At 39.3% G+C, this 23193-nt stretch carries 18 protein-coding genes and 1 tRNA gene; 6 read left to right on the forward strand and 13 right to left on the reverse strand.

Going from position 1 to position 23193, the window contains the following annotated elements; genetic code table 11:
* Positions 1-56: 56 nt before the first annotated feature.
* Genes RBH95_RS15580 through RBH95_RS15600 form a run of 5 tightly spaced genes read right to left on the reverse strand, consistent with a single transcriptional unit; the run spans position 57 to position 6746 of the window.
* Positions 57-2648: a hypothetical protein gene (locus tag RBH95_RS15580; protein ID WP_307900487.1), complete on the reverse strand. Its 2592-nt coding sequence runs from the start codon at positions 2646-2648 to the stop codon at positions 57-59.
* 17 nt (positions 2649-2665) lie between these two features.
* On the reverse strand, positions 2666-3694 hold the full coding sequence (locus tag RBH95_RS15585; RefSeq protein WP_307900488.1) for a UDP-glucose--hexose-1-phosphate uridylyltransferase: 1029 nt from the start codon (positions 3692-3694) through the stop codon (positions 2666-2668).
* Between the two features lie 12 nt (positions 3695-3706).
* Positions 3707-4855, reverse strand: a complete 1149-nt coding sequence (gene galK, locus RBH95_RS15590; protein ID WP_307900489.1) for a galactokinase — start codon at positions 4853-4855, stop codon at positions 3707-3709.
* Positions 4856-5737 carry an aldose 1-epimerase gene (locus tag RBH95_RS15595; RefSeq protein ID WP_307900490.1) on the reverse strand — a complete coding sequence of 294 codons (882 nt, stop codon included), beginning with the start codon at positions 5735-5737 and terminating at the stop codon, positions 4856-4858.
* Between the two features lie 10 nt (positions 5738-5747).
* Positions 5748-6746 carry a GntR family transcriptional regulator gene (locus RBH95_RS15600; RefSeq protein WP_307900491.1) on the reverse strand — a complete coding sequence of 333 codons (999 nt, stop codon included), beginning with the start codon at positions 6744-6746 and terminating at the stop codon, positions 5748-5750.
* A gap of 124 nt (positions 6747-6870) precedes the next feature.
* Here RBH95_RS15600 and RBH95_RS15605 point away from each other — a divergent pair, with 124 nt between their 5' ends.
* Both RBH95_RS15605 and RBH95_RS15610 read left to right on the forward strand, forming a co-directional pair.
* On the forward strand, positions 6871-8013 hold the full coding sequence (locus RBH95_RS15605) for an arabinogalactan endo-1,4-beta-galactosidase (RefSeq protein WP_307900492.1): 1143 nt from the start codon (positions 6871-6873) through the stop codon (positions 8011-8013).
* Between the two features lie 12 nt (positions 8014-8025).
* Positions 8026-10467, forward strand: a complete 2442-nt coding sequence (locus RBH95_RS15610) for a DUF4982 domain-containing protein (protein WP_307900493.1) — start codon at positions 8026-8028, stop codon at positions 10465-10467.
* On the opposite strand, the gene RBH95_RS15615 is transcribed toward RBH95_RS15610, so the two are convergent.
* The 4 genes from RBH95_RS15615 to RBH95_RS15630 form a co-directional block, all read right to left on the reverse strand.
* On the reverse strand, positions 10464-11138 hold the full coding sequence (locus tag RBH95_RS15615) for an ABC transporter ATP-binding protein (RefSeq protein WP_053976189.1): 675 nt from the start codon (positions 11136-11138) through the stop codon (positions 10464-10466). The genes RBH95_RS15610 and RBH95_RS15615 overlap by 4 nt on opposite strands.
* Positions 11138-12403, reverse strand: coding sequence for an ABC transporter permease (locus RBH95_RS15620; RefSeq protein ID WP_307900494.1), 1266 nt, complete (start codon positions 12401-12403; stop codon positions 11138-11140). Before RBH95_RS15620 ends, RBH95_RS15615 begins: the two co-directional genes overlap by 1 nt.
* On the reverse strand, positions 12393-13478 hold the full coding sequence (locus RBH95_RS15625) for an efflux RND transporter periplasmic adaptor subunit (protein ID WP_307900495.1): 1086 nt from the start codon (positions 13476-13478) through the stop codon (positions 12393-12395). The genes RBH95_RS15620 and RBH95_RS15625 overlap by 11 nt, the downstream gene beginning before the upstream one ends.
* A 115-nt stretch (positions 13479-13593) precedes the next feature.
* A tRNA-Leu gene (locus tag RBH95_RS15630) sits at positions 13594-13675 on the reverse strand.
* A gap of 114 nt (positions 13676-13789) precedes the next feature.
* Here RBH95_RS15630 and RBH95_RS15635 point away from each other — a divergent pair.
* Positions 13790-15178 (forward strand): dipeptidase, encoded by a 1389-nt coding sequence (locus tag RBH95_RS15635; RefSeq protein ID WP_307900496.1) that lies wholly within the window; start codon positions 13790-13792, stop codon positions 15176-15178.
* A gap of 62 nt (positions 15179-15240) precedes the next feature.
* Here RBH95_RS15635 and RBH95_RS15640 read toward each other — a convergent pair whose 3' ends face one another.
* Positions 15241-16599: a M28 family peptidase gene (locus RBH95_RS15640; RefSeq protein WP_307900497.1), complete on the reverse strand. Its 1359-nt coding sequence runs from the start codon at positions 16597-16599 to the stop codon at positions 15241-15243.
* Between the two features lie 119 nt (positions 16600-16718).
* On the opposite strand from RBH95_RS15640, the gene RBH95_RS15645 reads away from it, so the two are divergent.
* The 3 genes from RBH95_RS15645 (at position 16719) to RBH95_RS15655 (ending at position 19721) form a co-directional block, all read left to right on the forward strand.
* Positions 16719-17084, forward strand: a complete 366-nt coding sequence (locus RBH95_RS15645; protein WP_307900498.1) for a BlaI/MecI/CopY family transcriptional regulator — start codon at positions 16719-16721, stop codon at positions 17082-17084.
* A 1-nt stretch (position 17085) separates the two neighbouring features.
* Positions 17086-18495, forward strand: a complete 1410-nt coding sequence (locus RBH95_RS15650; RefSeq protein WP_307900499.1) for a M56 family metallopeptidase — start codon at positions 17086-17088, stop codon at positions 18493-18495.
* 122 nt (positions 18496-18617) lie between these two features.
* Entirely contained in the window at positions 18618-19721 is a 1104-nt protein-coding gene (locus tag RBH95_RS15655) for a DUF4407 domain-containing protein (RefSeq protein WP_307900500.1), read from the forward strand.
* On the opposite strand, the gene RBH95_RS15660 is transcribed toward RBH95_RS15655, so the two are convergent.
* From RBH95_RS15660 to RBH95_RS15670, 3 genes are all read right to left on the reverse strand, one after another.
* Entirely contained in the window at positions 19722-20006 is a 285-nt protein-coding gene (locus tag RBH95_RS15660) for an STAS domain-containing protein (protein WP_307900501.1), read from the reverse strand.
* A gap of 173 nt (positions 20007-20179) precedes the next feature.
* Positions 20180-21427, reverse strand: coding sequence for an FAD-binding oxidoreductase (locus RBH95_RS15665; RefSeq protein ID WP_307900502.1), 1248 nt, complete (start codon positions 21425-21427; stop codon positions 20180-20182).
* A 19-nt stretch (positions 21428-21446) separates the two neighbouring features.
* On the reverse strand, positions 21447-23192 hold the full coding sequence (locus RBH95_RS15670) for a DUF885 family protein (protein WP_307900503.1): 1746 nt from the start codon (positions 23190-23192) through the stop codon (positions 21447-21449).
* Between the last annotated feature and the right edge of the window lies 1 nt (position 23193).

A 23193-nucleotide genomic window follows, 5' to 3' on the forward strand; every position in this document is an offset into this window, starting at 1 on the left:
ATTTGAGTTTTTTGTTTTAAGTTTGAGTGAAAGCTTCTCCTTGCGGGAAGCTTTTTCTATTCTAAACGCACACTCACCATTCCAATACCATGGGGCGCCCGCAATTGGTTTTCCGGGATTCCAGGACCAATAGAAAACTGAAGACTCTCTAAGTTGTTGACATCGAATTTAGAAGTAATATCATGCTCCAAATAGTAAGGCAAAAAGCTAGGATATGGCCTTGGAAGCGTTACCGTTTTTACAGGTTTCAACTCTGAAAGGGATAAAGTATAGTCTCCCATTTCGGGTTCCAATGTCAACATACCTCCATAACTAGAGCCATCTTCCATTACAAAGGCAATTTGCAAAGGCAACGGTTTATCTGTCAACGATCGCCCTTTAAAAACCAAAGTGGCTTTATCCTTTAAACTGGATTGTCTCCCATCAATTTTATCGATGATAAAGTGTTTAAAACTATAATCGTAAATAGGTGTTGCATTCCTGTTTTCGGAATCTTCAACAAACAATTGCTCCAAGTTCATTTGGCACTCCGATTGCCCATTCTCCTCTGTTGGCACCAATTTAAAACCCTTGCGCCAAGGACGTACCAAATCATCGGTGTCCTGTTCGGCATCAAACAAATAAATAGGATTGCTTTCAGAGACTACTTTAACCACATAATCTTCGATATCGTAAAAATCCCAATCCGAAAATTTGCCTTCCATGTTGGCGGGATAGGACCTAAAGGTATCGTCACTTTTCACTACAATATTGTAATGCACAAAACCAATCTGCAGATATTCTGCAGGTAAGGTTGCTGTATATCTATACCCTTGGATATTTTTAAAATCTACCTGAAAACGCCCTTTTGAAGAATATCCTAGCAGTTGAATACTCTTTGGCTTGTTTGGCGCTACATACTGCACTTCCAATTGTAGAGCAGTATTTTCAGTCACTTCCTTTATCGGTTCATGTCTCAGCCATGGTTTATCAACCGTAGTTTTAGGCGCATAAAAATCGTTGAGTTTATTGGTTTTAAAAGCATCATTAACAGACCAAGTCTTTTTGCTCCCTTTTTTACTGATGATATAAGTTCCTGGTTGAATTGAAAATACTTTACCAGTTACCTGAGACTGAAAACCATTCCCTTCATTAATAGCTTCAATGGAAAATCCCTCCCCTAAATCTTTTAAATCAATAGACATTGAATGGGTTTCCCAATTGATAACTGCCACGGTCTTCTTCGGACTATTTTTCCCGAACGGATTATCCACCCAAATAGCATCCGGTTGTACTTCCAAGCGCCAAACACCTTTGGAAAGCTTATCCATAAAATAAGCTCCTTGCCCATCGTATGTCACTACCGGTGAACTGCCATAACCGGCAATCTCCTCTAGCTTTTTTAAATTCTTAGGGTTTGATGATGTTGTATTCGTGTAAAAAAACTTTTCTTCGGAATTATACTCGGCCAAATCTGTTTTGTAATCTATTTTGAAATTGCCAAACGAGGTATTTTCTGGGTACTTTCCAAATTCGGCATACAAAGGAATTTCATGAAACACTTCCGCACAAATCTTTAAAGCCAAAGCCTTGGAAGGTGTATAATTCAAATTCATATAATGCGTATTATATTCGGTATTGGCATAAGCCAAATACGTCGGGTCGTACGCAAAATGGGTCCCTATTTGAATTCCGGCACTTCTAAAACTTCGTGCCATAGCAGGATACACATAGGACTTCCCAACATCGGCCGCATCAAATTCATAGACCAATTTAGCGCCTTGATGTTTTTTAATCACCTCATCAAATGGCATGTCATAATCATTTACATTAGGTAGAACATTTCCAGAAAGTTCCTTACCATAGCCCAACCCTGTGGGATACCACTGAAAGGTGCCTCCCTGTGCTCCTCCTTCAAAATAGGCATCCATAAAATGTACGGCATGGCTCATATTATAGAAAATAGGTTTTTGCGTTCCTGTTTTCCGCATCGCTTCTACCATGCCCTTCACAAAAGCTGTCACCTCTAAAGCCGTACCTTGATGGTGCGGTTCATTACTCACTTCAAAAGCAATGATATTAGGCTCATCCTTATAAGCTACTCCCGTATAAGGATTCACATGATTTAAAAACTGAAAGAGGTAATTTTGCTGTGCTTTTATAGCTTCTGGATTGGTCAAACAATCTGCTTTTCCATATGTATGCGAAAACCCAGGCGTATCGCCATCAGGTTCTGGCCAACCATCTCCCCAAAAGGCTATGGGCGTAATGACATAGTTAATGTTATGGGCCTTTAGTTTGCTCAACAAATAATCGAAAGTGTCTAAATATTCATTCTCCAAAAGATTCCCTTCAACATCGCTTATTTGTGTGTCCCAAACATGAATTCGGTACAAATCAAAACCTAGGCGGGTAAAATGGTAAATGTCACTATCGATGGCCTTTTTGGGATCGATTCCCATACGTTTGGCCGAACGATAAGCATGAGCAAAAGGGACTGTATAATTGACACCAAAACCGAAAACTTCTTCCTTGGTATGCTCCCATCGCATCACCCCATCCCCATCAATAACTACATTGCCTTTTGGAGAGGTTTCCTGAGCCAAAGACCACTGAACCACACTCAAACACAATGCCATTACCAATGGAATAATTCCATTTACTTTCATATTACCAGTTTTAAATATTATAGTTCTACTGAGAGGTCTCTCAATGTTTTTGCAGCACTTTCGGCTGTAATATCACGCTGTGGACTTGCAAACATTTCATAACCCACCATGAATTTCTTCACGGTAGCGCTACGTAACAGTGGCGGATAAAAACTCATGTGCCAATGCCAGTGCTCATTTACTTCGCCATTGGTTGGCGCTTGGTGTATCCCACTAGAATATGGGAAAGAACAGTTGAACAACTTATCATAAACTTTGGTCAACACCGAAATGGCTTCGGCAAATAACAAGGTTTCTTCCTGAGCCATATCACCAATACTCTTTTGCGGCGTCTTTGGCAAAATCATCGCTTCATAAGGCCATACTGCCCAAAACGGAATCAACACCACAAAGGCTTTATTTTCAAAAATGATCCGCTCTTTAAGTTCCAATTCTTGCTTCAAGTAATCTGAAAGCAAGGTCCTGTTATTAGTCTTAAAATATTCCAATTGGCGCGCGTCCTTTTTCGCCACTTCGTTAGGCAATGAAGACTGGCTCCAAATCTGCCCATGAGGATGCGGATTGCTACAGCCCATAATGGCTCCTTTGTTCTCAAAAATCTGAACGTAGTTGATATTCGGCTCACTTCCCAAAGACGCATATTCGGCTTGCCAAGTATGCACCACTTTTTCAATTCCTTCCACACTCATTTGCGCCAAACTTTTGGAGTGATCTGGACTGAAACAAATCACCTTACAAATACCCTGCTCACTTTGCGCTTGTAACAAGCCTTCGTTTACAGTAAATTCCTTGGAGTCACTTTGCAAGGCTGAAAAATCATTGGTAAAGACAAAAACATCATTGTAAGAAGGGTTCACTTCTCCATTGGCCCTAACATTTCCAGCACACAAATAGCAACTTTCGTCATAGCTTGGACGCACATCTGGAGTCGTTTCTTCCTGTTGGCCCTGCCAAGGTCTTTTAGCACGATGCGGAGACACCAAAACCCATTCCCCTGTTAGGATATTTAATCGTTTATGCGAATAATCATGTATATCTGAGTTCATCTTATTTTGATTTTAGTTTATTAAATGTGTTCCTTGAGACAGTTTTACAAAGTGTACACTGCAGTCAATCCCAAAGGTATTTTTATAGTTTTCGGTAACCGTTTTGGCATAGTCTTCCAAAGCATCTTTTTTCACAATATTGATGGTACAGCCCCCAAAACCGCCTCCCATCATTCGGGCACCGGCCACACTTGGATGCGCTTTGGCCTGTTCTACCAAAAAGTCCAATTCGTCACAACTAATTTTGAATTGGTGCTGCATGCCTTTGTGGGCTTCCAAAAGGAAGGCTCCCAACTGCTCCACATCGTGATCTTCGATAGCTTTGGCAAATTTCATCACCCTGTCATTCTCCTGAACCACATACAATGCCTTTTGATAATCGGCTTCGGAAAGTTGTGATTTGACTTTCAACAAATCTTCTTCGGTAGCATCACGTAAAAAAGGAACGTCAAGCAATTGGGCTACGTGTTCGCACACTTGACGTCTATCATTATACTCATTTTCCACCAAGTTATGGCTCACGTTGGAATTGATAAGCATCAATTCATAATCCTTAAAATCTATTGGATAGGATGTTGCGGTTTGCGTTCTACAATCCAACAACAAGGCTTGATTTTCTTCTCCAAACATACTAGCAAACTGGTCCATAATTCCACAGCGTACGCCTACATAATTATGCTCTGCCTTTTGGGATACCAAAATCATTTCGTGCCTGGTAAGCCCCAATCCAAACAATTCATTCAATCCAAATGCGATGCTATTTTCCAAGGCTGCGGAAGAGGACAAACCTGCCCCATTAGGAACATCGCCTCCAAAAACAACATTGAAAGGAGGCACTTCAATGCCTTTCTTTTGCAACTCGCCAATCACACCCAAAATGTAATTTCTCCAGTTCCCTTTTGGAATAGCCTCAACCTCATCCAAAGTAAACTCAAACTGCTCCTTTAAATCATAAGCCACCGCCGAGCAAGTTTCCGAATCACTTTTTCCAATGGTTGTGATAATCCCCTTATCAATGGCTGCCGGAAACACAAAACCTTCATTATAATCGGTGTGTTCTCCTATTAAATTTATCCTACCCGGAGAGCTCACCACCAAGTAATTCTCTCCAAACTTTTCTTTAAAAGTGTCCTGTATTGCTGTAATCAATTCTGTATTCATCTATCCAATCTTTTGTATAGTCCAACTTAAATTATATCGTTTTTGAGGTTGCAAAGTCTGTAAACCCATCCCACTGTTAAAGCTATTGGCAGGTCCTGTTTGCGGTTCTATGGCCATGGCTTTTCTTCCCGGAGGCGTATATACCTGCAAATAATTTTCTTTTGAAGTGGTTGCAATTGCAATATGATAATCCGGTGTTTTAAAGCCAACAGTGGTAGCTCCCAAATAGAAGCAATCGTCAAACTGCTGCTCGCCTATTTGTAATTCTGAAGGTAATTGCAATGCTTCCTTTTCCACAGGAATCATGAACGCATCTACTTTTAGTTTTCCTTGGCAGTCCATTAAAAGCTGACTTTCTCCCAGATTACTGGACTCAAAATAAGGATGCCAACCTAAGGTAAATGGAAAGGCCTCAGTGCCTATATTTTCTACATCAACAGTCAATGTCAATTCGGAATTGCTAACTGCATATGTTAGCTCCATGGCATACAAAAAGGGAAATCCTTCTTGAGACGTAGTTTGCTCATACCTTAAAGTTGCCATAGCTTTTTCTCTTGTAACTTCCTTATTTACTATGTCAAATTCTCTATCATAAATCAAGCCGTGAATGGCATTATCAGGGTCTACCTCTCCTTTTTTCAATTGATAGGTTTGTCCCTCAAAAGTGTATTGCCCTTTGGCTATTCTATTGGCGAAAGGAAACAAAACGGACGATGCAAACGGCAAAGCGCCTTCGTTGGAAATAATCTTTGTACCTTCCAATTGCAGCACATCCAAACTCCCACCGGTCTTCAAATTGACCAATGCCAACAAGGCTTTTTCGGCATTTCTAATTTCCAAAACGTTAGTCGCGTTCTCGCTTATATGCTCTATTGTAAACATCTTACTCCCTTTATAATGAATTCCTAATAATTACTCTTCTAGTATTCTCTATATTTCCTTTTTCGTTATTAACAATCATCTCCGCCAAACGTTTGCCCATTTCCTTAAAATCTGTGGAAATGGTTGTAATGCCTCCCTCAACAATCTCCTTAAGTAAGGTTTCATTATAAGAAATCACTCCAACATCTTTGCCCACTTCCATTTGGAGCTCCTTCAGTTTTTTGATGAGTACAATTAAATGTTGATCATCCAGAACCAAATACACGGCTCCCTTTTCAATCACACGATCCTCAAAAGTTTGAATTACTTCGCAGGCTATTTCAGCAACTTCAGCAAACTCTTGAAAGCCTTTCAACATGCCTTTTGGCTGCTTGGTTTCAGAATAAAGCAATACCAACTTGTGATACTTTTGGAGCAACTCTTTTGCTTCCATCAAACTATCAAAAATGTCTTTTTCAAAATTCTGATGAATAGAAGGATAGCTCCGTAATTCTTTTGGTAATTGATCCAAAATATAAACCTTGTCATCTGGCAAAATATTTATCACATCCTCGGTCCCCTTCAAATTTGCAGGCATGATGACATAATAATGGTAACTACCCAAACTATCTTGAATCAATTTTGAAAAGACCTCATAACTGAAATGGTGAAAGAAAATTTCCACCTGAATCCCTTCATCAAGATTATTCACAAAGGCATTGTACAAATCTTCCTTAAAAGCATTTAGCTCGTCAAAAAGCAAAAACACTTTTTGGGACACGTTGATGTTTTCACTCTTGATGTAATAGCCCTTCCCCGACACCGACTCCACAATGCCTCTTCGCTTCAATTCGTTGAAGGCCATCATCACCGTGTCGCGAGATAAATCGAACTTATTTCGCACGCTATTTATGGATGGCAAACGGTCGCCTTTCTTCAAAAGACCCGCTGCCAAAGCATCTTCTACCGAAGACACTATCTGTTTGTACTTAGGAATTCCAATATGATCTTTTACTGATATCAAACTCATAGAGCACAAAGATACAAAAACTGGTAGGTACTGGTATGATTTTTTAACAGCAATTTTGTAAATTAGCAAAAATAAAGTTCTTTAACAGTCAATAAAACAAACTCTTATCATTAAAATTATGAAAATGATAAACCACACAATCTCAATTCTACTAGCACTTTTCATATCTATGACGAGCTGCTCTTCAAGCGATTCAAACGATGATAACACCGACGATGGGATTATTACGCCTCCGGAAAACGAAACTTTTTACTATGGTGCCGATTTATCCTATGTAAATGAAATGGAAGATTGCGGCGCTCTTTATAAAAACAGTGATGGTCAAACTCAGGATCCCTTCACAATCTTTAAAAATGCAGGAACCAACTTGGTTAGGGTTCGACTTTGGCATAACCCAACCTGGACTAACTATTCTAATTTGGAAGATGTTATAATCACTATACAACGTGCAAAATCCCAGGGCATGGACGTGTTGCTGGATTTCCATTATTCCGATACTTGGGCAGACCCCTCAACACAAGAAATCCCTGCAGCTTGGTTGGATGAAATAGACAACACCACTGCTTTAGGTGAATTGGTTTACAACTACACCTACAATACACTTGAAACCTTATCCAACTTGAACTTACTCCCGGAAATTGTACAGATAGGCAACGAAATCAACCCTATGATTCTACAACATGGTGATTTAGTTTGGCCCATAGATTGGAATAGAAATTCCTATTTACTAAACAAAGGGATTGCTGCGGTAAGAGCAATTTCCGAGGCCAAAGAAAAAGAAATTGGCGTGATGCTCCACATAGCTCAACCAGAAAATGCCCTATGGTGGTTTGAACAGGCTACACAAAATGGCGTTACCGATTTCGACTGGATTGGATTGTCATATTACCCTATTTGGTCTGAGTACACACTTAACAATGTATCAACTCCATTGAACACCCTCATCAACACCTACAACAAACGCTTGATGATTGTTGAAACCGCCTATCCCTTTACTTTAACCAATGCCGATAGCGCCAACAATATTCTAGGCGAAGATGCCTTAATCTCTGGTTATCCCGCCACACAACAAGGCCAATTGGATTATCTCAATCAATTAACAACCATCATAGAAAATGCCGGTGGTGAAGGCCTCATTTATTGGGAACCAGCTTGGGTGTCTACCAACTGCTCAACATTATGGGGACAAGGCTCCCATTGGGATAACGCCACACTTTTTGACCATAACAATACAGCCACATTGGGCATGCAGTTTTACAATCATTAATACACTTTCAAAATGAAATTCAGCATCAATTATATATCGCTCATCCTGATAGCAATTATGTTTCAAACCGCTCTTAACGCACAAACGAGAGAGGTTATCACCTTGAGAGACGGATGGAAATTCAGTAAAGGGCATCACCCTGAAGCTGTTTCCCCGAAGTACAATGACAATTCATGGGAAGAAGTTACCGTACCCCATGATTGGGCTATTTACGGTCCTTTTGATAAGGAAATCGACAAACAAGTAGTCGCTATTGAACAAAATGGCGAAACCGTAGCTACCGAAAAAACTGGACGCACAGGGGCGCTTCCCTATATTGGGGAAGCTTGGTACCGAACCACATTTACTCTTCCAAGTGCTGATCAAAACAAAAAAGTATTGATTGCCTTTGAAGGCGCCATGAGTGAACCGGAAGTCTTTATCAACGGAACGAAAGTAGGCGAATGGAAATACGGTTATGCATATTTTTATTTTGACATCACCGAACATATTTCCAATTCAAAAACTAATACGCTTGCTGTAAAACTCAGCAATAAGGGACTATCTTCCAGATGGTACCCTGGTGCCGGCTTATACCGAAAAGTTCAAATCATTGTAAAAGACAAACAAAGCATTGACCATTGGGGCACATACATTACAACTCCAATGATTACAGACCAAATAGCCAAAGTAAATATCAAAACAAAAGTTTCCGGAGAACAACTGCACTTGGTCACCGATATTTTGGACGCCAACGGAACCACCGTCGCCTCAAACACTTCCGAAACTTTATATGGCAATGAATTTGACCAAAATATCGCTCTGGAATACCCCAACTTATGGAGTCCTGAAACCCCATATTTATATACTGCCGTATCCAAATTATACGCCGGAGATGTTCTTAAAGATGAAATCACCACCCGATTTGGAGTGAGAAGCATCCAATACAATCGCAATACTGGATTTAGCTTAAATGGCGAAGTCACCAAATTTAAAGGCGTTTGTTTACACCATGATTTAGGGCCATTGGGAGCTGCCGTGAACACTTCCGCCTTAAGACGACAATTACGCATTTTAAAAGATATGGGATGCAACGCGATTAGGAGTTCACACAATATGCCTTCCATGGAACAATTGGAACTTTGCGACGAAATGGGTTTTATGTTTTTAGCAGAAAGTTTTGACGAATGGAAAAAACCAAAAGTGGAAAACGGCTATAATCTCTATTTTGATGACTATGCCGAAAAAGACGTGGTGAATTTAGTAAGAGCCACCAGGAACCATCCCTCAATCGTCATGTGGAGTTCTGGAAACGAAGTGCCGGACCAATGGGGTTCGGAGGGTGTAAAACGCGCCAAGTGGTTACAGGATATTTTTCATAGAGAAGACCCAACACGCCCTGTCACTGTAGGGATGGACCAAGTAAAAGCCGTTATGGAAAATGGCTTTGGAGCCATCATGGACATTCCTGGATTGAACTATCGTGTACACCTTTATGAAGAAGCTTACGAAACCTTTCCTCAAGGGTTTATTTTAGGATCTGAAACCGCTTCCACAGTGAGTTCACGTGGTATTTACAAATTCCCAGTAGAAATTGCCAGCATGAAAACCTACTCAGATTTTCAATCTTCTTCCTACGATTTGGAATATTGTAGCTGGTCCAATTTGCCTGACGACGATTTTGTACTTCAGGATGACAAGCCTTGGGTGATTGGAGAATTTGTATGGACCGGTTTTGACTATTTGGGAGAACCCACGCCCTACGATGAAGCCTGGCCTTCCCGCAGTTCGTATTTCGGTATTAATGATTTGGCCGGTTTACCCAAAGACCGTTACTATCTTTACAGAAGCAGATGGAACACCGAAGACGAAACGCTGCACATACTCCCTCACTGGAATTGGGAAGGGCGCGAAGGAGACATCACCCCCGTATTTGTGTATACGAGTTATGACAGCGCCGAATTGTTCCTAAACGGAAAAAGTCTTGGCATTCAAAAAAAGGATTCCACAACTAACCAAAACCGGTACCGTTTAATGTGGAAAGATGTCAAATACCAACCAGGCACCTTAAAAGTTGTAGCTCTTGACGAACATGGAAACGCTGCTGCGGAAAAAGAAATCAAAACGGCCGGCAAGCCTTATCAATTAATTTTAGAGCCCGATGTAAAAACCATCAAAGCCGACGGTGAGGACATCGCTTTTGTAACCGTATCTGTTGTGGACAAAAATGGCATTCCATGTCCTACGGCTACCAATCAATTGGATTTTAAAGTGAAAGGCAATGGTACTTATCGTGCCGCTTGTAATGGAGATGCTACTTCTCTTGAACTATTTCATTTACCAACCATGAAATTATTTAGTGGAAAATTGGTTGTTTTGGTACAATCCACAACCCAAGCTGGGGACATCGAATTAACGGTAAGTGGAAAAGGTCTAAAAACAGGAAAACTAACCTTGAAAAGCGAAACGCCTTAAGAGATAATCACACCATCACTCATAGTGATAATTCGGTCTGTCTTTTTTGCAAAATCCTCATCATGGGTAACAATCAAAAGAGACAGACCTTGTTCATCGCAAAGCTGCTTGAACACATTAAATACATTTTCAGAATTGTGACTATCCAAATTCCCCGTCGGCTCATCTCCTAAAATAATAGACGGATTATTGATTAAAGCCCTAGCTATGGCCACACGCTGCTTTTCACCCCCTGAAATTCTAGAAGCTCTTTTATCAGCCAAATGCCCTATATTGAGGATTTCCAACTTGTTTCTAGCATCATGCTCAATTTCCTCCAAAGACTTCTCTCCTAATTTTTTTGCTGGCAACATGACATTTTCCAAAACAGAAAACTCAGACAATAAATAATGAAACTGAAATACAAAGCCAATGTGCTTATTTCTTAAGTAGGACAGCTTGTTATGATGTTGTCCAGTCACCAATTCATTGTTCAGATAAAGCTCTCCTTCATATTCCGTATCCATAGTTGATAGGATATACAACAAAGTTGACTTTCCACAGCCAGATTTCCCGATAATAGAAGTGAATTCCCCCTTCTTTATAGACATATTGATATCCTTCAGCACGTGAAATAACACGGGCTTCCTAAAGTATTTATTGATATTTTTTGTCTCCAAAACTGTACTCATTACTGACCTCTAATTATTTTAACAGGATCTATCTTTTTAGCCTTTCGAGATGGCAAATAACCAGCAAAAAAGGTAGAGACTAACGCGAAAGTGATTCCGATGACATAAAACCAAGGATCGAAATTCACAGGAAACGTCTTGATAGTTGGGAGCGCTTCAGTTTCAAACGGCAGGGTATCAATCAAACTGGTAAGCCCAAATCCAACAAGTAACCCCAACAAACCACCAACCAGACCAATAATCAACGCCTGACACATAAAAATATATTGCACATCCTTCCCAGAAAATCCAGTCGCCTTTAAAATGGCGATGTCATTCATCTTTTCATAAATAAACATATTTAGGATATTATAAATCCCAAAACCAGCCACAATCAAGAGCGCAATGGAAACCGCATAGGTAATTAAATTTCGAATTGAGGTACCCGTCTCAAACTGGGCATTAGCCGTTTTGATATCCACCGCTTTTAAACCAAATTGATTTTCCATTTCTTGAGCCATACTATAAGCATCCTCAATATTGTAGAGCTTCACATTGATATCGGTGATGTAATTTTCGGCTTCGCCTAAAATACGCTGCACCGTTTTAATAGTAGCAAAACTTTGAATGTCGTCCACCTCAGCCAAACCACTTTGATAAATCCCAACAATTTTCAAAGGGAATACATCTCCTTTGATCGTACTGACCTGGATTTTGTCTCCCAGTTTCAGAGTCATCTTTTCAGCAATTCCAGAACCCAATAAAATACCATTATCTACCTTGTGCAAATCTTCGTGACTTCCCTTTACCACATAATTTTGAAAGTCGAATAAACGTGCTTCCTCCAAAGGTTCTACACCTCTCAAATTTCCACCGAGCTCAATAGACCCTGAAATATAAAATATATTGGATTTTATTTGCGGAATAGCACCTTTCACCCGCTTGTCCTTGTTGATATAGGCCATAATCGGCAACGCGTTGTGAATCTTTTTTTGGCTTTGCTTCGGCTTTATGGAATGGACTACCTTAAAACTATTCTCCAAAGTTTCATAGGCTGCGATGGGCTGTTCTTTAGAAGGCTCAATTTCACTATAGATATGGATATGCGGAGTTTGATTCAAAATCAAGCCATCCAACATTTTATTCAAACCTGTCATAAAACAGACCAAAGTAATATAGGCACCAATGCCAAAAGTCACCCCAAGTGCTGCCACGGAAGTCTGTTTGATCTTACTCAGCAGATGCGTTTTCGCAATGGCCAATATGACCTTCCAGTTAATTGCCATCTGGTTTGTATATTGCCGTATCGGCATCTATGCCCTCCAAAATTTCCACAGATTCAAGATTTTCCAAACCTGTTTTTACAGCAACCAGACCGTTATCCGTTTTTACTTGTCCCTTATCTGTCAAATAAGATTTTGGAATGGTAAGCACCGCTTCCTTTTCCCTAATGATAATATTGGCTTCTCCAGATAATCCGGAATACAACTTCTTAGGTAAACGATCAAATTCTGCTTCTACTGTAAATGTTTGGTTCCGCAAATCCTTTTTTGGCAAAATTTTGGACACGCTGGCCTCAAAAACCTCACCTTTATAGGCATCCAAACTCACAATGACCTTTTGACCCAATTCTATTTTTACAATATCCACCTCATCCACCAACATTTCAATCACAAAATCATCGGCACTCCCAATAGAAGCCATGGGCTCCATAGTAGTTACAATCTCCCCCTTGTTTTTATAAAGTGCGTACACCATGCCGTTTATTTCACTTTTAATGGTGAAATCCGTGGTATTGATTAGGGAAGTTTTATAATTATTTTCGGCTTGCTTTAGGGCTGTTTGCAATTCATTTTTGGTACGATCATACCTACTTTGTAGCAATTGCAAATTATTTTTTGAAAGTTGGTAATTGAGTTCCTTGGTATCATACTCCAATTTTGAGCCAATGTTCTGTTCCCAAAGATTTTTTTGCCTGAAGAAATTAATGGAATCATTCTTATATTTCAATTGCGCAGCCGCAATTTCCTCTTTAATCCCCAGCAATACGGCAGCACTTCCATTGTAGTTGTCTTTAGCCAAATCGAGAGCCAATTTCGCATTTCGAGAATTTAACTCAGGCGCATTGTTGGTTATTTGAATGATTTTATCCCCCTTAGAAACTTTCTGCCCTTCTTCCACTAAATTGTCTTCCAAAATACCAGAAACAATAGCATATGCCTCATACAGGCTGTCCGGTTGAATGACTACAGAAGAGTACACGGCCTCAGTAAGATCTTGCTTTTTGGGAAGCGTTTTTTCGTCATCGCTCCCACAAGACACCAGAAGGCAAGCACCTAAAAAGAAACTTATTGCTTTCATGGCTGCTAATTTCCAACTCTAAAATATACTAATAATTAGTGGGATACAATGATTTTAATCACTAGGAGATAAAATAAAAAAAGCTTCTCATTTCTGAGAAGCTTTTCGCTTATTGTGCGGGCGGAGAGACTCGAACTCTCACACCTCGCGGCACTAGATCCTAAGTCTAGCGTGTCTACCAATTCCACCACGCCCGCAATAAGTCTTAGTTTCGGGATGCAAATATATAAATAACTTTGAATATACAAACCTTTCTTTCAAGAAAAAATCGTTCTGCTTTTCGTATTTTTGAATCAAATTCAAATTTAATTATGGAAAACATTCAATCTTACGTGGATCAGCACAAGGACCGTTTTCTAAGCGAGCTCATCGAACTCCTTAAAATTCCGTCAATTAGCGCCGATTCAGCATACAAAAAAGACGTACTGAGCACTGCCGAGGCCGTTAAAACGCAATTGGAAGCAGCCGGTTGTGATTTAGTAGAAATTTGTGAGACCAATGGCTATCCTATTGTTTACGGAGAAAAAATAATTGATAAAAACTTGCCAACCGTACTTGTTTACGGTCACTACGACGTGCAACCACCAGATCCATTAGAGTTATGGACTTCCCCTCCTTTTGAGCCAGTTATTAAAACTACCGAGCTCCATCCAGAAGGTGCCATTTTTGCAAGAGGCGCTTGCGACGACAAAGGACAAATGTACATGCATGTGAAAGCCATGGAATTTATGACCAAGACCAATCAGTTGCCTTGTAATGTAAAATTCATGATTGAAGGTGAAGAGGAAGTTGGAAGTGAAAACCTAGGGGATTTTGTAAAGGCCAATCACGAAAAATTGAAAAATGACGTGATTTTAATTTCCGACACGGGAATGATTGCCAAAGATGTGCCTTCTATCACAACAGGACTTCGCGGTTTGAGTTATGTTGAAGTTGAAGTTACCGGTCCAAACAGAGATTTACACTCTGGTTTATATGGCGGTGCGGTGGCCAACCCCATCAACGTGCTTACCAAAATGATTGCCTCGCTTCATGACGACAACAAGCATATTACCATTCCAGGGTTTTATGACAAAGTTGAAGAACTGAGCAAAGAGGAACGTGCCCAAATGGCTAAAGCACCGTTTTCTTTGGAAAACTATAAAAAGGCATTGGACATCGATGCTGTTTATGGAGAAGAAGGCTACACTACCAATGAACGCAATTCCATCAGACCTACCCTTGACGTGAACGGAATTTGGGGCGGTTATATTGGTGAAGGTGCTAAAACGGTTATTGCCAGTAAAGCTTACGCTAAAATCTCCATGCGGTTGGTACCAAACCAAGACTGGCAAGAAGTCACAGACTTATTCAAAACGCATTTTGAAAGCATTGCTCCTGCTGGTGTAAAAGTAAAAGTGACACCACATCACGGTGGTCAAGGTTATGTTACGCCTATTGACAGCATTGGCTATCAAGCCGCCAGTAAAGCTTATAGCGACACCTTTGGAAAAACGCCAATTCCACAACGTAGTGGCGGAAGTATTCCTATTGTTTCCTTATTTGAACAGGAGCTGAAAAGCAAGACCATTTTGATGGGCTTTGGTTTAGACAGTGATGCCATCCACTCTCCTAACGAACATTTCGGCGTATGGAATTACCTAAAAGGTATTGAAACCATTCCGTTGTTCTACAAATACTTTACAGAACTTTCTAAATAACACTAAAAAAGGTCTAAACTTTAAATTCAGTTTAGACCTTTTTTTTATATCCTAGGTGACTTTTATTTCTTTACAATTTTATACATACCGGATTTCTTTCCAGAATGTATTTCTAATAGATAGATTCCTTTAGAGAGATGTTTCAAACTAATTTGGGACTGATTGGTTTTCATCTGTGAATTCAAAACCAACTTCCCGCTAATATCATAAAGATTTAGTTCGGTTGCACCTTCCCCAACTACCTCAACATTTACAAAATCTAGAACAGGATTAGGATGTACTTTAACTTCCGACTCTAAAAAGGCATCCATTCCCAACGTATTAAATGAAATGCATTCACTAAATTCAACACAATCCCCATTGGTTACTTCAACGGAATAATTTCCATCTTCACTAGGCATAAATGATTGAAATACGGCGCCATCAATTGGCATATCCGTATCACAATCATACCATTGATAAGTTACTCCTGTTTCATTTACCGTTAATATGGACTCTGTTTGAGTGATGCCAGAATCTACTCCTGTCAATCCTCCTTTGGAGACCATATAGGCCATGATCAATTTTGCTAATTCATGGTAATAGGGAAGATTCAATGTCGATATTCTATCCAAAGACGAATGGTAATAAGGCGTTTGATCATTAGTTTCCCAAGACTCTCCCACCAAAACTGCCGAATAGCCTTCATCCCAAAACCTGGAGTGATCACTGGCCAAAGTTCCTGGATTTACTACATTTTCATTTAAATTGAAATCATACGTACTAAGCAATGCCACAATATCATCAGACATGCTTAAAGAGTTTCCAAAATCCCGAACATCAATGTCGAAATGGTTATCATTGTTACCATCATAACCCATCATATCGATATTGAGAACTCCCAAGATGTTATCATCATTTTCCGAAGCTAAATTGGCATAATAGCCAGATCCCTGCAACCCGTTTTCCTCTTCATCCCAAAGGGCGTATACGATGGTATTGTCCAAACATTGGGAAGAAAGAATCCTAGCAATTTCCAATACGGTTGCTACACCACTAGCATTATCATCGGCACAATAATCGGCCACACTATCGTAATGTGCACAAATAATATAAATATTGTCTGGGTTGGTTGTACCTAATTGAGTGGCGACAATGTTTCTACCATTGGCATTGAAGGCTTGGTCCGTAACCGTAAGGTTATCCCACTGTTCAAACGTCTGCTTTAAATAATCGGCCGCCGTATCGTTGTTTGCCTGCTGCCTATTAAGAATTGTAACGGTGTTTCCATAGACCACGGTAGACTGTTCGCCTGAAAATTCATTGACGGTTAAAACCAAGGAATCCAAATTAACTTGATTGATAATATCAGTTTCCGATTGTCCAAAGGTAACCATAGTGCATAAGGCTATCCCCAACACACTTAAACGCAACTTATTCATTTTATTTGAGATAGTATTCGTACCAAATATAGGGTATAAAAAGAACTTTTCTATTTTCAGAATTTGGTATTTCAAATTTTTATTCTACATTAGTAGAACTAATTCTAAAAACATAGAACATGAAGCTCTCCAATGCCGAAGAAGATTTAATGAATTATATCTGGGAACTCAAAACAGCATTTATGAAAGATTTGTTGGAGGCCTACCCAGAACCAAAACCTGCAAAGACAACTGTCGCTACTTTACTAAAACGAATGACCGACAAAGGTGTCATTGCGTATCATACCTACGGTAAGTCACGTCAATATTATCCTTTAATTAAAAAGAAAGACTACTTCTCTACACACGTAAAAGGACTTATAAAGAACTTTTTTAATGACAGCGCCTCTCAATTCGCTTCCTTTTTCACTCAGGAAACCGACTTGACCAAGGAAGAATTGGAAGATTTAAAAGCGCTTATAGATAACGAAATCAAAAAGAAATAACATGATGCATTATCTTATCAACTCGTCTGCTTGCCTCTTAATATTTATAGTGTTCTATAAAGTATTTTTAGAGAAGGAAAGCTTTCATACGTTCAAAAGATGTTATCTGTTGGCTAGTTTGATCATTCCTTTTGCCATACCCTTCATAACGTATACAACGTACATTGAACAAACCTCTCCTGCAGATTTACCTCTATTGGAAATTATACCTATAAACAACAATATACCACAAGAAAATACAACCAATTGGTCTTCTATTATTATTTGGAGCATTTACACTTTTGTAGCGCTCTTTTTTGCTTTCAAATTTCTATGGAACATTTTCAGAATTGCGAAGCAAATAAAGACCCATGAACAATTACCGCAAAAGGATTGGATTTATGTGCTAATGCCAAAAGGCACGGTTCCCCACTCTTTTTTAAAATATATTTTTATTGAAGGTGACGCTTACAACTCAGATACAATCCCAAATGAAATTCTTACCCACGAACAAATTCATGTTACGCAACGCCACAGTATAGACAATTTATTGGTAGAGTTTGCCAAGGTTGTGTTTTGGTTCAACCCTATTATTTATTTGTTCAAAAGAGAGATTAAACTAAACCATGAATTTTTAGCCGATCGTGGGGTGCTGAAGCAGGGATACAATCCTAAAACATATCAAAATCTGTTACTGAGCTACACCACAAAACAGTCCAATTTTCAATTGGCCTCATCTATCAACTATTTATTAATCAAAAAACGTTTTACAGTTATGAAAACCAACACCTCATCAACAAAAACATGGATTCTAGCATTATTAATCCTTCCTATAGTTACACTTACCACCTATGGTTTTAGCACAAAAAATGAAGTCGTAGCAACGCAAAATTCTGATAAAGAAAATTTAAACTCATTAGACCTTTACCTCGATGAAAAAGGAAACCTTATCCATAATGATGAAACCATGAGCCTAGAAGAAATTGAAGCCCTATTGGCAAAAAACAAACATCTACATGTTTCTATTAAAACGGATCCAAAATCTAACAGAAATTATGCCGAACATATCATAGATGAATTAAGATCTAAAGGTGCCCTGAAAACAACCTTATGTAGCAGTTTTGAAACGGAAAGTGATTCGTCGCGCCAAACCACCTATGCACTTATCAATGGTCAAAAAACTGGTCCGACCGAAATGGTCAAAAAAGACATCAAAAATTTAATCCTCTCTGTTGAAAATGCGAATTTAATGAGCTTTAGAATAAAATTTCCCCGAAAACCTACCCAATCTATCCCCAGCAATACGTTGAATGCTATTACCAAGCAATATCTATTGGAAGCAGAGAAAGATGATAAGGTTATTATTTTCGATATAAAATCTTCTAGCAGTCAAACAAAATACTATCCAATTGTCATCACAGTTTTGGATTGATAAGGTCTGAAGAGACCTCATATAAATTTAAGAAAAAAGGCTTCAATTATTTGAAGCCTTTTTTTGTAACATTTCTTCACTTTTCACGTTCTAATAGTCTATCAATCAAAATCAAACACGTTATGTTAAAAAAATTTTTCATCATCTGTTCAGGCGCCGATGGCGATATTTTGGAAACCTGTTCTTCGGGGGAACAAAACAAATACGCCGGGATTGGTGCTACGGTATTTTTCACGGCAGTCATGGCTTTTATTGCTTCGGCTTATGCCCTCTTCACGGTTTTTGACAATCTATTTGCCTCCATTTTCTTTGGCCTCATCTGGGGATTGCTCATTTTTAATCTGGACCGCTTTATTGTATCGACCATCAAAAAAAGAAACAGTGCAGTTGACGAGTTCCTTCAGGCCACCCCAAGAATAATTTTGGCCATCATTATTGCGGTGGTGATTTCAAAACCATTGGAACTTAAAATCTTTGAAAAGGAAATCAATCAAGTATTATTGGAGCAGAAGAATACCTTGACTCTCAACAACCAAAACCAAATTGCAGAACAGTACACTCCAAAAATCACGGAGCTGGAAAGTTCTATCAAGAACCTGCAGCAGCAAATTACCAGTAAAGAAACTGAGGTGAATGCTCTTTACGACACCTACATCTCCGAAGCTGAAGGAACAGCGGGCACCAAGCTTTTAGGTAAAGGTCCTGTGTATAAAGAAAAACGAGAAAAGCACGATGCCGCGTTGGCAGAATTACAGCAGCTTAAAACCGATAATGCAAATAAAATTTCAAATTTAGAATCGGAAATTACACTGCTAAAAAGCAATTACAACAGCCAAGTCAGCGACTCGCAACCTATCATCGATGGCTTTGATGGCTTAATGGCCAGAGTAAACGCCTTGGGGGAACTTCCTTGGCTCCCATCGTTTTTTATCTTCCTTCTTTTTTTGGCCATAGAAACGGCTCCTATTTTTGCCAAGCTTATTTCTCCTAAAGGTGAATATGATTTCAAACTGGAAGATGCCGAAACTGCCATTAAATCTTGGGTAACACAAAAGGTGAACGAGCGCTCCATGTTATTGCAAACAGACAAAGCCATTAACAATAAAGTATACAGCGATATCGCCGAAGAGGAAGAACTCTACAGCTACAAGCGTAAAAAAGCTAGGGAGCTGATGCAATTACAGGCCGATGCCTTTTTCAAGCATCAAAAGAAAACTTTAAGCTAATTAGGCTACTGCAGATTGCTCTGATTTAAAGTGATTATACAAACTATCACACCCCATCCCTATTATGGATAGACTTTTTTGTTTATCCAAAGCCTCATTGTGCAATTTCAGCAAAGCTTGAATGCCGTATTTATCAATTTCCTCAACCCCTTCAATACTTAAGGTCATGGCATTGATTCTTTCAAAAACATTGTGAAATTCGGAATGGAATAAATGAACGGTTCTTTTGGTAAGAACACCTTTAACTTTAAAGAAGTTGTTGTAACTAGTAATTTTCAAACTCATAACAATAGGTTTTTAAGGTTAATCAATAAACTTGGGCTATTAATCAATTGACTTACAAGTAAATATCAAAATAAAAAAACTAATCGTCTATTATTTTCGACCAAATGCAACAACTTTAGATGACAGGAAATCAACAAACTAAACCTATTATTTTTACATTAAGATATTGTAAATCAATACCTTCTATCGGGAGAAAAAGAAGATACAGACATAGATAATTGCTTTCCAGAAATAAGTTCAGAAATCAATTTTCCTGTACCTGTGGCCATAGTCCAGCCCATCATGGCATGACCTGTGGCTATGGTTAAATTTTGGCATTTTGAAGATTTGCCAATGTATGGAAGACCATCTGGTGTTACAGGCCTTAAACCTGAAGCCGCATCATCTATTTCAGGCTTGATTAGACGAATATTAGGGTAGTATTGATGAACAGCATTGGCAATAGCATTGGATCGCACCTTATTTACAGCATCGTTGATGCCTGCAATCTCCATGGTACCTGCAAAACGCGTAAATCCATTCATAGGGGTGACCGCCACTTTAGATTCGGCCAGTATGGTTGGAATACCAATCCCGGTGTCCCGAAACGTATTGATACAGTAACCTTTCCCCGCTTGAAGCAACAAACTAAGCCCTATTTTTTTACTCAACAAAGGGCTCCAGGCCCCTGCCGCCAAAACAAACTCATCGCCTTTTAGACTTTGGCTTGAAGTATGAAGCTGGGTGATTTTTAATCCAGACAAAGTGACGTCCTCAACCTTTTCATTCAACAAAAAGGTAACACCTGCTTTGTTCAAATAGGTTTTCATTTCAGTCATAAATTCATATGGCGTACTATGCGAATCGCATGTATAGTAAGTCCCACCAATGACATTTAACTTAACCTTGGGCTCTAAAGATTTCAATTCCTCCAAACTAATTTCGGAAGCCTCCAGACCTTCCTTTTTGGCTAGCTCTGCCATGTGGATTTCTTCTTCCAACATCCTTTCGGTTTGACACAACATTAACAAGCCTTTATGTTCCAATTGAAATCCAAATCCTTCCGAAGTTTTAAGCTCATTATACAGTTCCTGACTCATCAAAGAAATTTCCTTGATAACGGGAATGGCTTTTTGAACATGTCTGGAATTACAGCTTTTATTGAAAGCATAGGCCCACTTGATAAAATCTACATCCAATCGCGGTTTGATATAAAGTGGACTTGCGGGATCGAACATCCATTTTAGGCCCTGTTTCATAACACCAGGAGCAGACAGCGGCACAATATGACTAGGAGACAGATATCCTGCATTGACATATGAAGCACCTGCATCCATATTGGACTGATCCACCACTGTTACTTGATGCCCTTCCTTATGGAGATAGTAAGCCGAACACAGTCCAATAATACCTCCCCCCACTACTACAACCTCCTTGACCATCGTTCTACAAAACTACATACTATTTGACACTCTTAATCCTTTGAATATAATTGTTCACCCTATTTTCTAAAATAGCCAAGGTTACGGTTCCCTGCTCCAATATCACTTCATGAAAATCCCTTATGTTGAACTTCGGTCCTAATTCGGCTTCTGCCTTATGGCGTAATTCCCTAATTTTTAATTCTCCTATTTTATATGACAAGGCTTGTCCAGGCCAAGAAATATAACGATCGGTTTCGGTATTAATTTCATGTAAAGACAATGCTGTATTGGTCGCCATAAATTCTACAACCTGCTCCCTTGTCCAGCCCTTGGCATGAATTCCAGTATCCACCACCAACCTACAGGCACGCCACATTTCATAGGTCAATTTTCCGAATTCCTCGTAAGGAGTAGTGTAAATCCCCATTTCATCAGCCAAATATTCAGCATACAACCCCCAACCTTCACCATATGCCGACAAATACAAATTCCTTCTGAATTTTGGAATGCTATCACCAAGTTCCTCGTTCAAACTAATTTGCAAATGGTGTCCAGGAACTGCCTCATGGGCTGTCAATGCCGGAAGCGTATACAAAGTTCTACTAGGCAGGTCATAAGTATTTACCCAATAATATCCAGGATCGGTACTTTCTTTGGAAGTACCTATATATCGTCCAGTCGTGTATTTTGGTGCAATGGCCTCTGGCACCGCTGCCACCCCATAAGGCTTTCGCGGTAAAGTTTTAAAATACCTTGGTAACTGAGCATCAATGCGCTTGGCCATATCACGAGCAATCATCAACAACTCGCGTGGTGTTTTGGCAAAAAACTGAGGATCTGTCCTTAAAAACTTCAAAAATTCAGCAAAGCTACCTTTATAGCCCAAATCAGTAATAATTTGTTCCATTTCGGCTTTGATTCTAGCGACTTCACTCAATCCAATTTCATGAATATCTTCAGCCGTATATTCTGTGCTTGTGGTATAGAAATTAATTCTATTTTGATAAAAAGCTTCACCATTAGGCGTCTCAGACACCCCTAAAGCAGCTCTCGTTGCCGGGAAATATTCAGTTTCAAAAAAGGTTTTGATACGCTTGAATTCTGGAATTACATTTGTTTCAATAGCAATTTGAGCTACCTCCAAAACCGAATCCTTTTGCTGCTCCGTTAATTCATTTGGTAAATTTTTGAATGGTGAGTAATAATAACTGTCCTCAAAATGTTCAACAATATTATCATCATACGTAGATTCATATCCTTTAAAAATTACCAAAGGTTGCGACACTCCTTTCTTCAACCCTTCCCTTAAATTTTCAAAATGCTGATTTACAAATTCAGGTATGGCATTTAGCGTATTCAAGTAATCCTTTACCTGTTCATAATTGGCCAAAGGTCGTACCTCATAGGTTAAATTGGCATGAAATCCCGTATCGGAAAGTAAGGGATTGAGGTACTGCTCAAATTCATAATAATCTATAATATCTTGAAGTTCAAAGCCAAGCAATGCTGTCGAAATTTGATCTGTCTCACTCAAACCTGAAACATCCAATGCATTTAAAGCCTCAAGTTGTAATTGTGCAAACTCAGCTTCAGCTTGATAATAGGCTTTCGTATAAAGCCCTAAGGGGTATTTTGCTTCATCATAGCCCTTATGCTCTTCATAATGTTTGATTATGGTATCCAGTTGTTGTTTGGCCCTAGGCTCGTGAGATACGGTACTTGATTCTTTTTGGCAACCAAGCAGAACACTTATCAAAAGCAGCCCTATATACTTATAATTCATA

Source organism: Mangrovimonas sp. YM274 (assembly GCF_030908385.1).
Classification (GTDB): Bacteria; Bacteroidota; Bacteroidia; order Flavobacteriales; family Flavobacteriaceae; genus Mangrovimonas_A.

Excerpts from the sequence above, each read along its gene's own strand:
- RBH95_RS15605 (WP_307900492.1), top strand. The coding sequence starts at position 6,871 with ATGATAAACCACACAATCTCAATTCTACTAGCACTTTTCATATCTATG.
- RBH95_RS15585 (WP_307900488.1), bottom strand. The coding sequence starts at position 3,694 with ATGAACTCAGATATACATGATTATTCGCATAAACGATTAAATATCCTA.
- RBH95_RS15670 (WP_307900503.1), bottom strand. The coding sequence starts at position 23,192 with ATGAATTATAAGTATATAGGGCTGCTTTTGATAAGTGTTCTGCTTGGT.
- RBH95_RS15620 (WP_307900494.1), bottom strand. The coding sequence starts at position 12,403 with ATGGCAATTAACTGGAAGGTCATATTGGCCATTGCGAAAACGCATCTG.
- galK (WP_307900489.1), bottom strand. The coding sequence starts at position 4,855 with ATGAATACAGAATTGATTACAGCAATACAGGACACTTTTAAAGAAAAG.
- RBH95_RS15610 (WP_307900493.1), top strand. The coding sequence starts at position 8,026 with ATGAAATTCAGCATCAATTATATATCGCTCATCCTGATAGCAATTATG.
- RBH95_RS15595 (WP_307900490.1), bottom strand. The coding sequence starts at position 5,737 with ATGTTTACAATAGAGCATATAAGCGAGAACGCGACTAACGTTTTGGAA.
- RBH95_RS15625 (WP_307900495.1), bottom strand. The coding sequence starts at position 13,478 with ATGAAAGCAATAAGTTTCTTTTTAGGTGCTTGCCTTCTGGTGTCTTGT.
- RBH95_RS15665 (WP_307900502.1), bottom strand. The coding sequence starts at position 21,427 with ATGGTCAAGGAGGTTGTAGTAGTGGGGGGAGGTATTATTGGACTGTGT.
- RBH95_RS15600 (WP_307900491.1), bottom strand. The coding sequence starts at position 6,746 with ATGAGTTTGATATCAGTAAAAGATCATATTGGAATTCCTAAGTACAAA.
- RBH95_RS15655 (WP_307900500.1), top strand. The coding sequence starts at position 18,618 with ATGTTAAAAAAATTTTTCATCATCTGTTCAGGCGCCGATGGCGATATT.
- RBH95_RS15650 (WP_307900499.1), top strand. The coding sequence starts at position 17,086 with ATGATGCATTATCTTATCAACTCGTCTGCTTGCCTCTTAATATTTATA.
- RBH95_RS15660 (WP_307900501.1), bottom strand. The coding sequence starts at position 20,006 with ATGAGTTTGAAAATTACTAGTTACAACAACTTCTTTAAAGTTAAAGGT.
- RBH95_RS15645 (WP_307900498.1), top strand. The coding sequence starts at position 16,719 with ATGAAGCTCTCCAATGCCGAAGAAGATTTAATGAATTATATCTGGGAA.
- RBH95_RS15615 (WP_053976189.1), bottom strand. The coding sequence starts at position 11,138 with ATGAGTACAGTTTTGGAGACAAAAAATATCAATAAATACTTTAGGAAG.
- RBH95_RS15580 (WP_307900487.1), bottom strand. The coding sequence starts at position 2,648 with ATGAAAGTAAATGGAATTATTCCATTGGTAATGGCATTGTGTTTGAGT.
- RBH95_RS15640 (WP_307900497.1), bottom strand. The coding sequence starts at position 16,599 with ATGAATAAGTTGCGTTTAAGTGTGTTGGGGATAGCCTTATGCACTATG.
- RBH95_RS15635 (WP_307900496.1), top strand. The coding sequence starts at position 13,790 with ATGGAAAACATTCAATCTTACGTGGATCAGCACAAGGACCGTTTTCTA.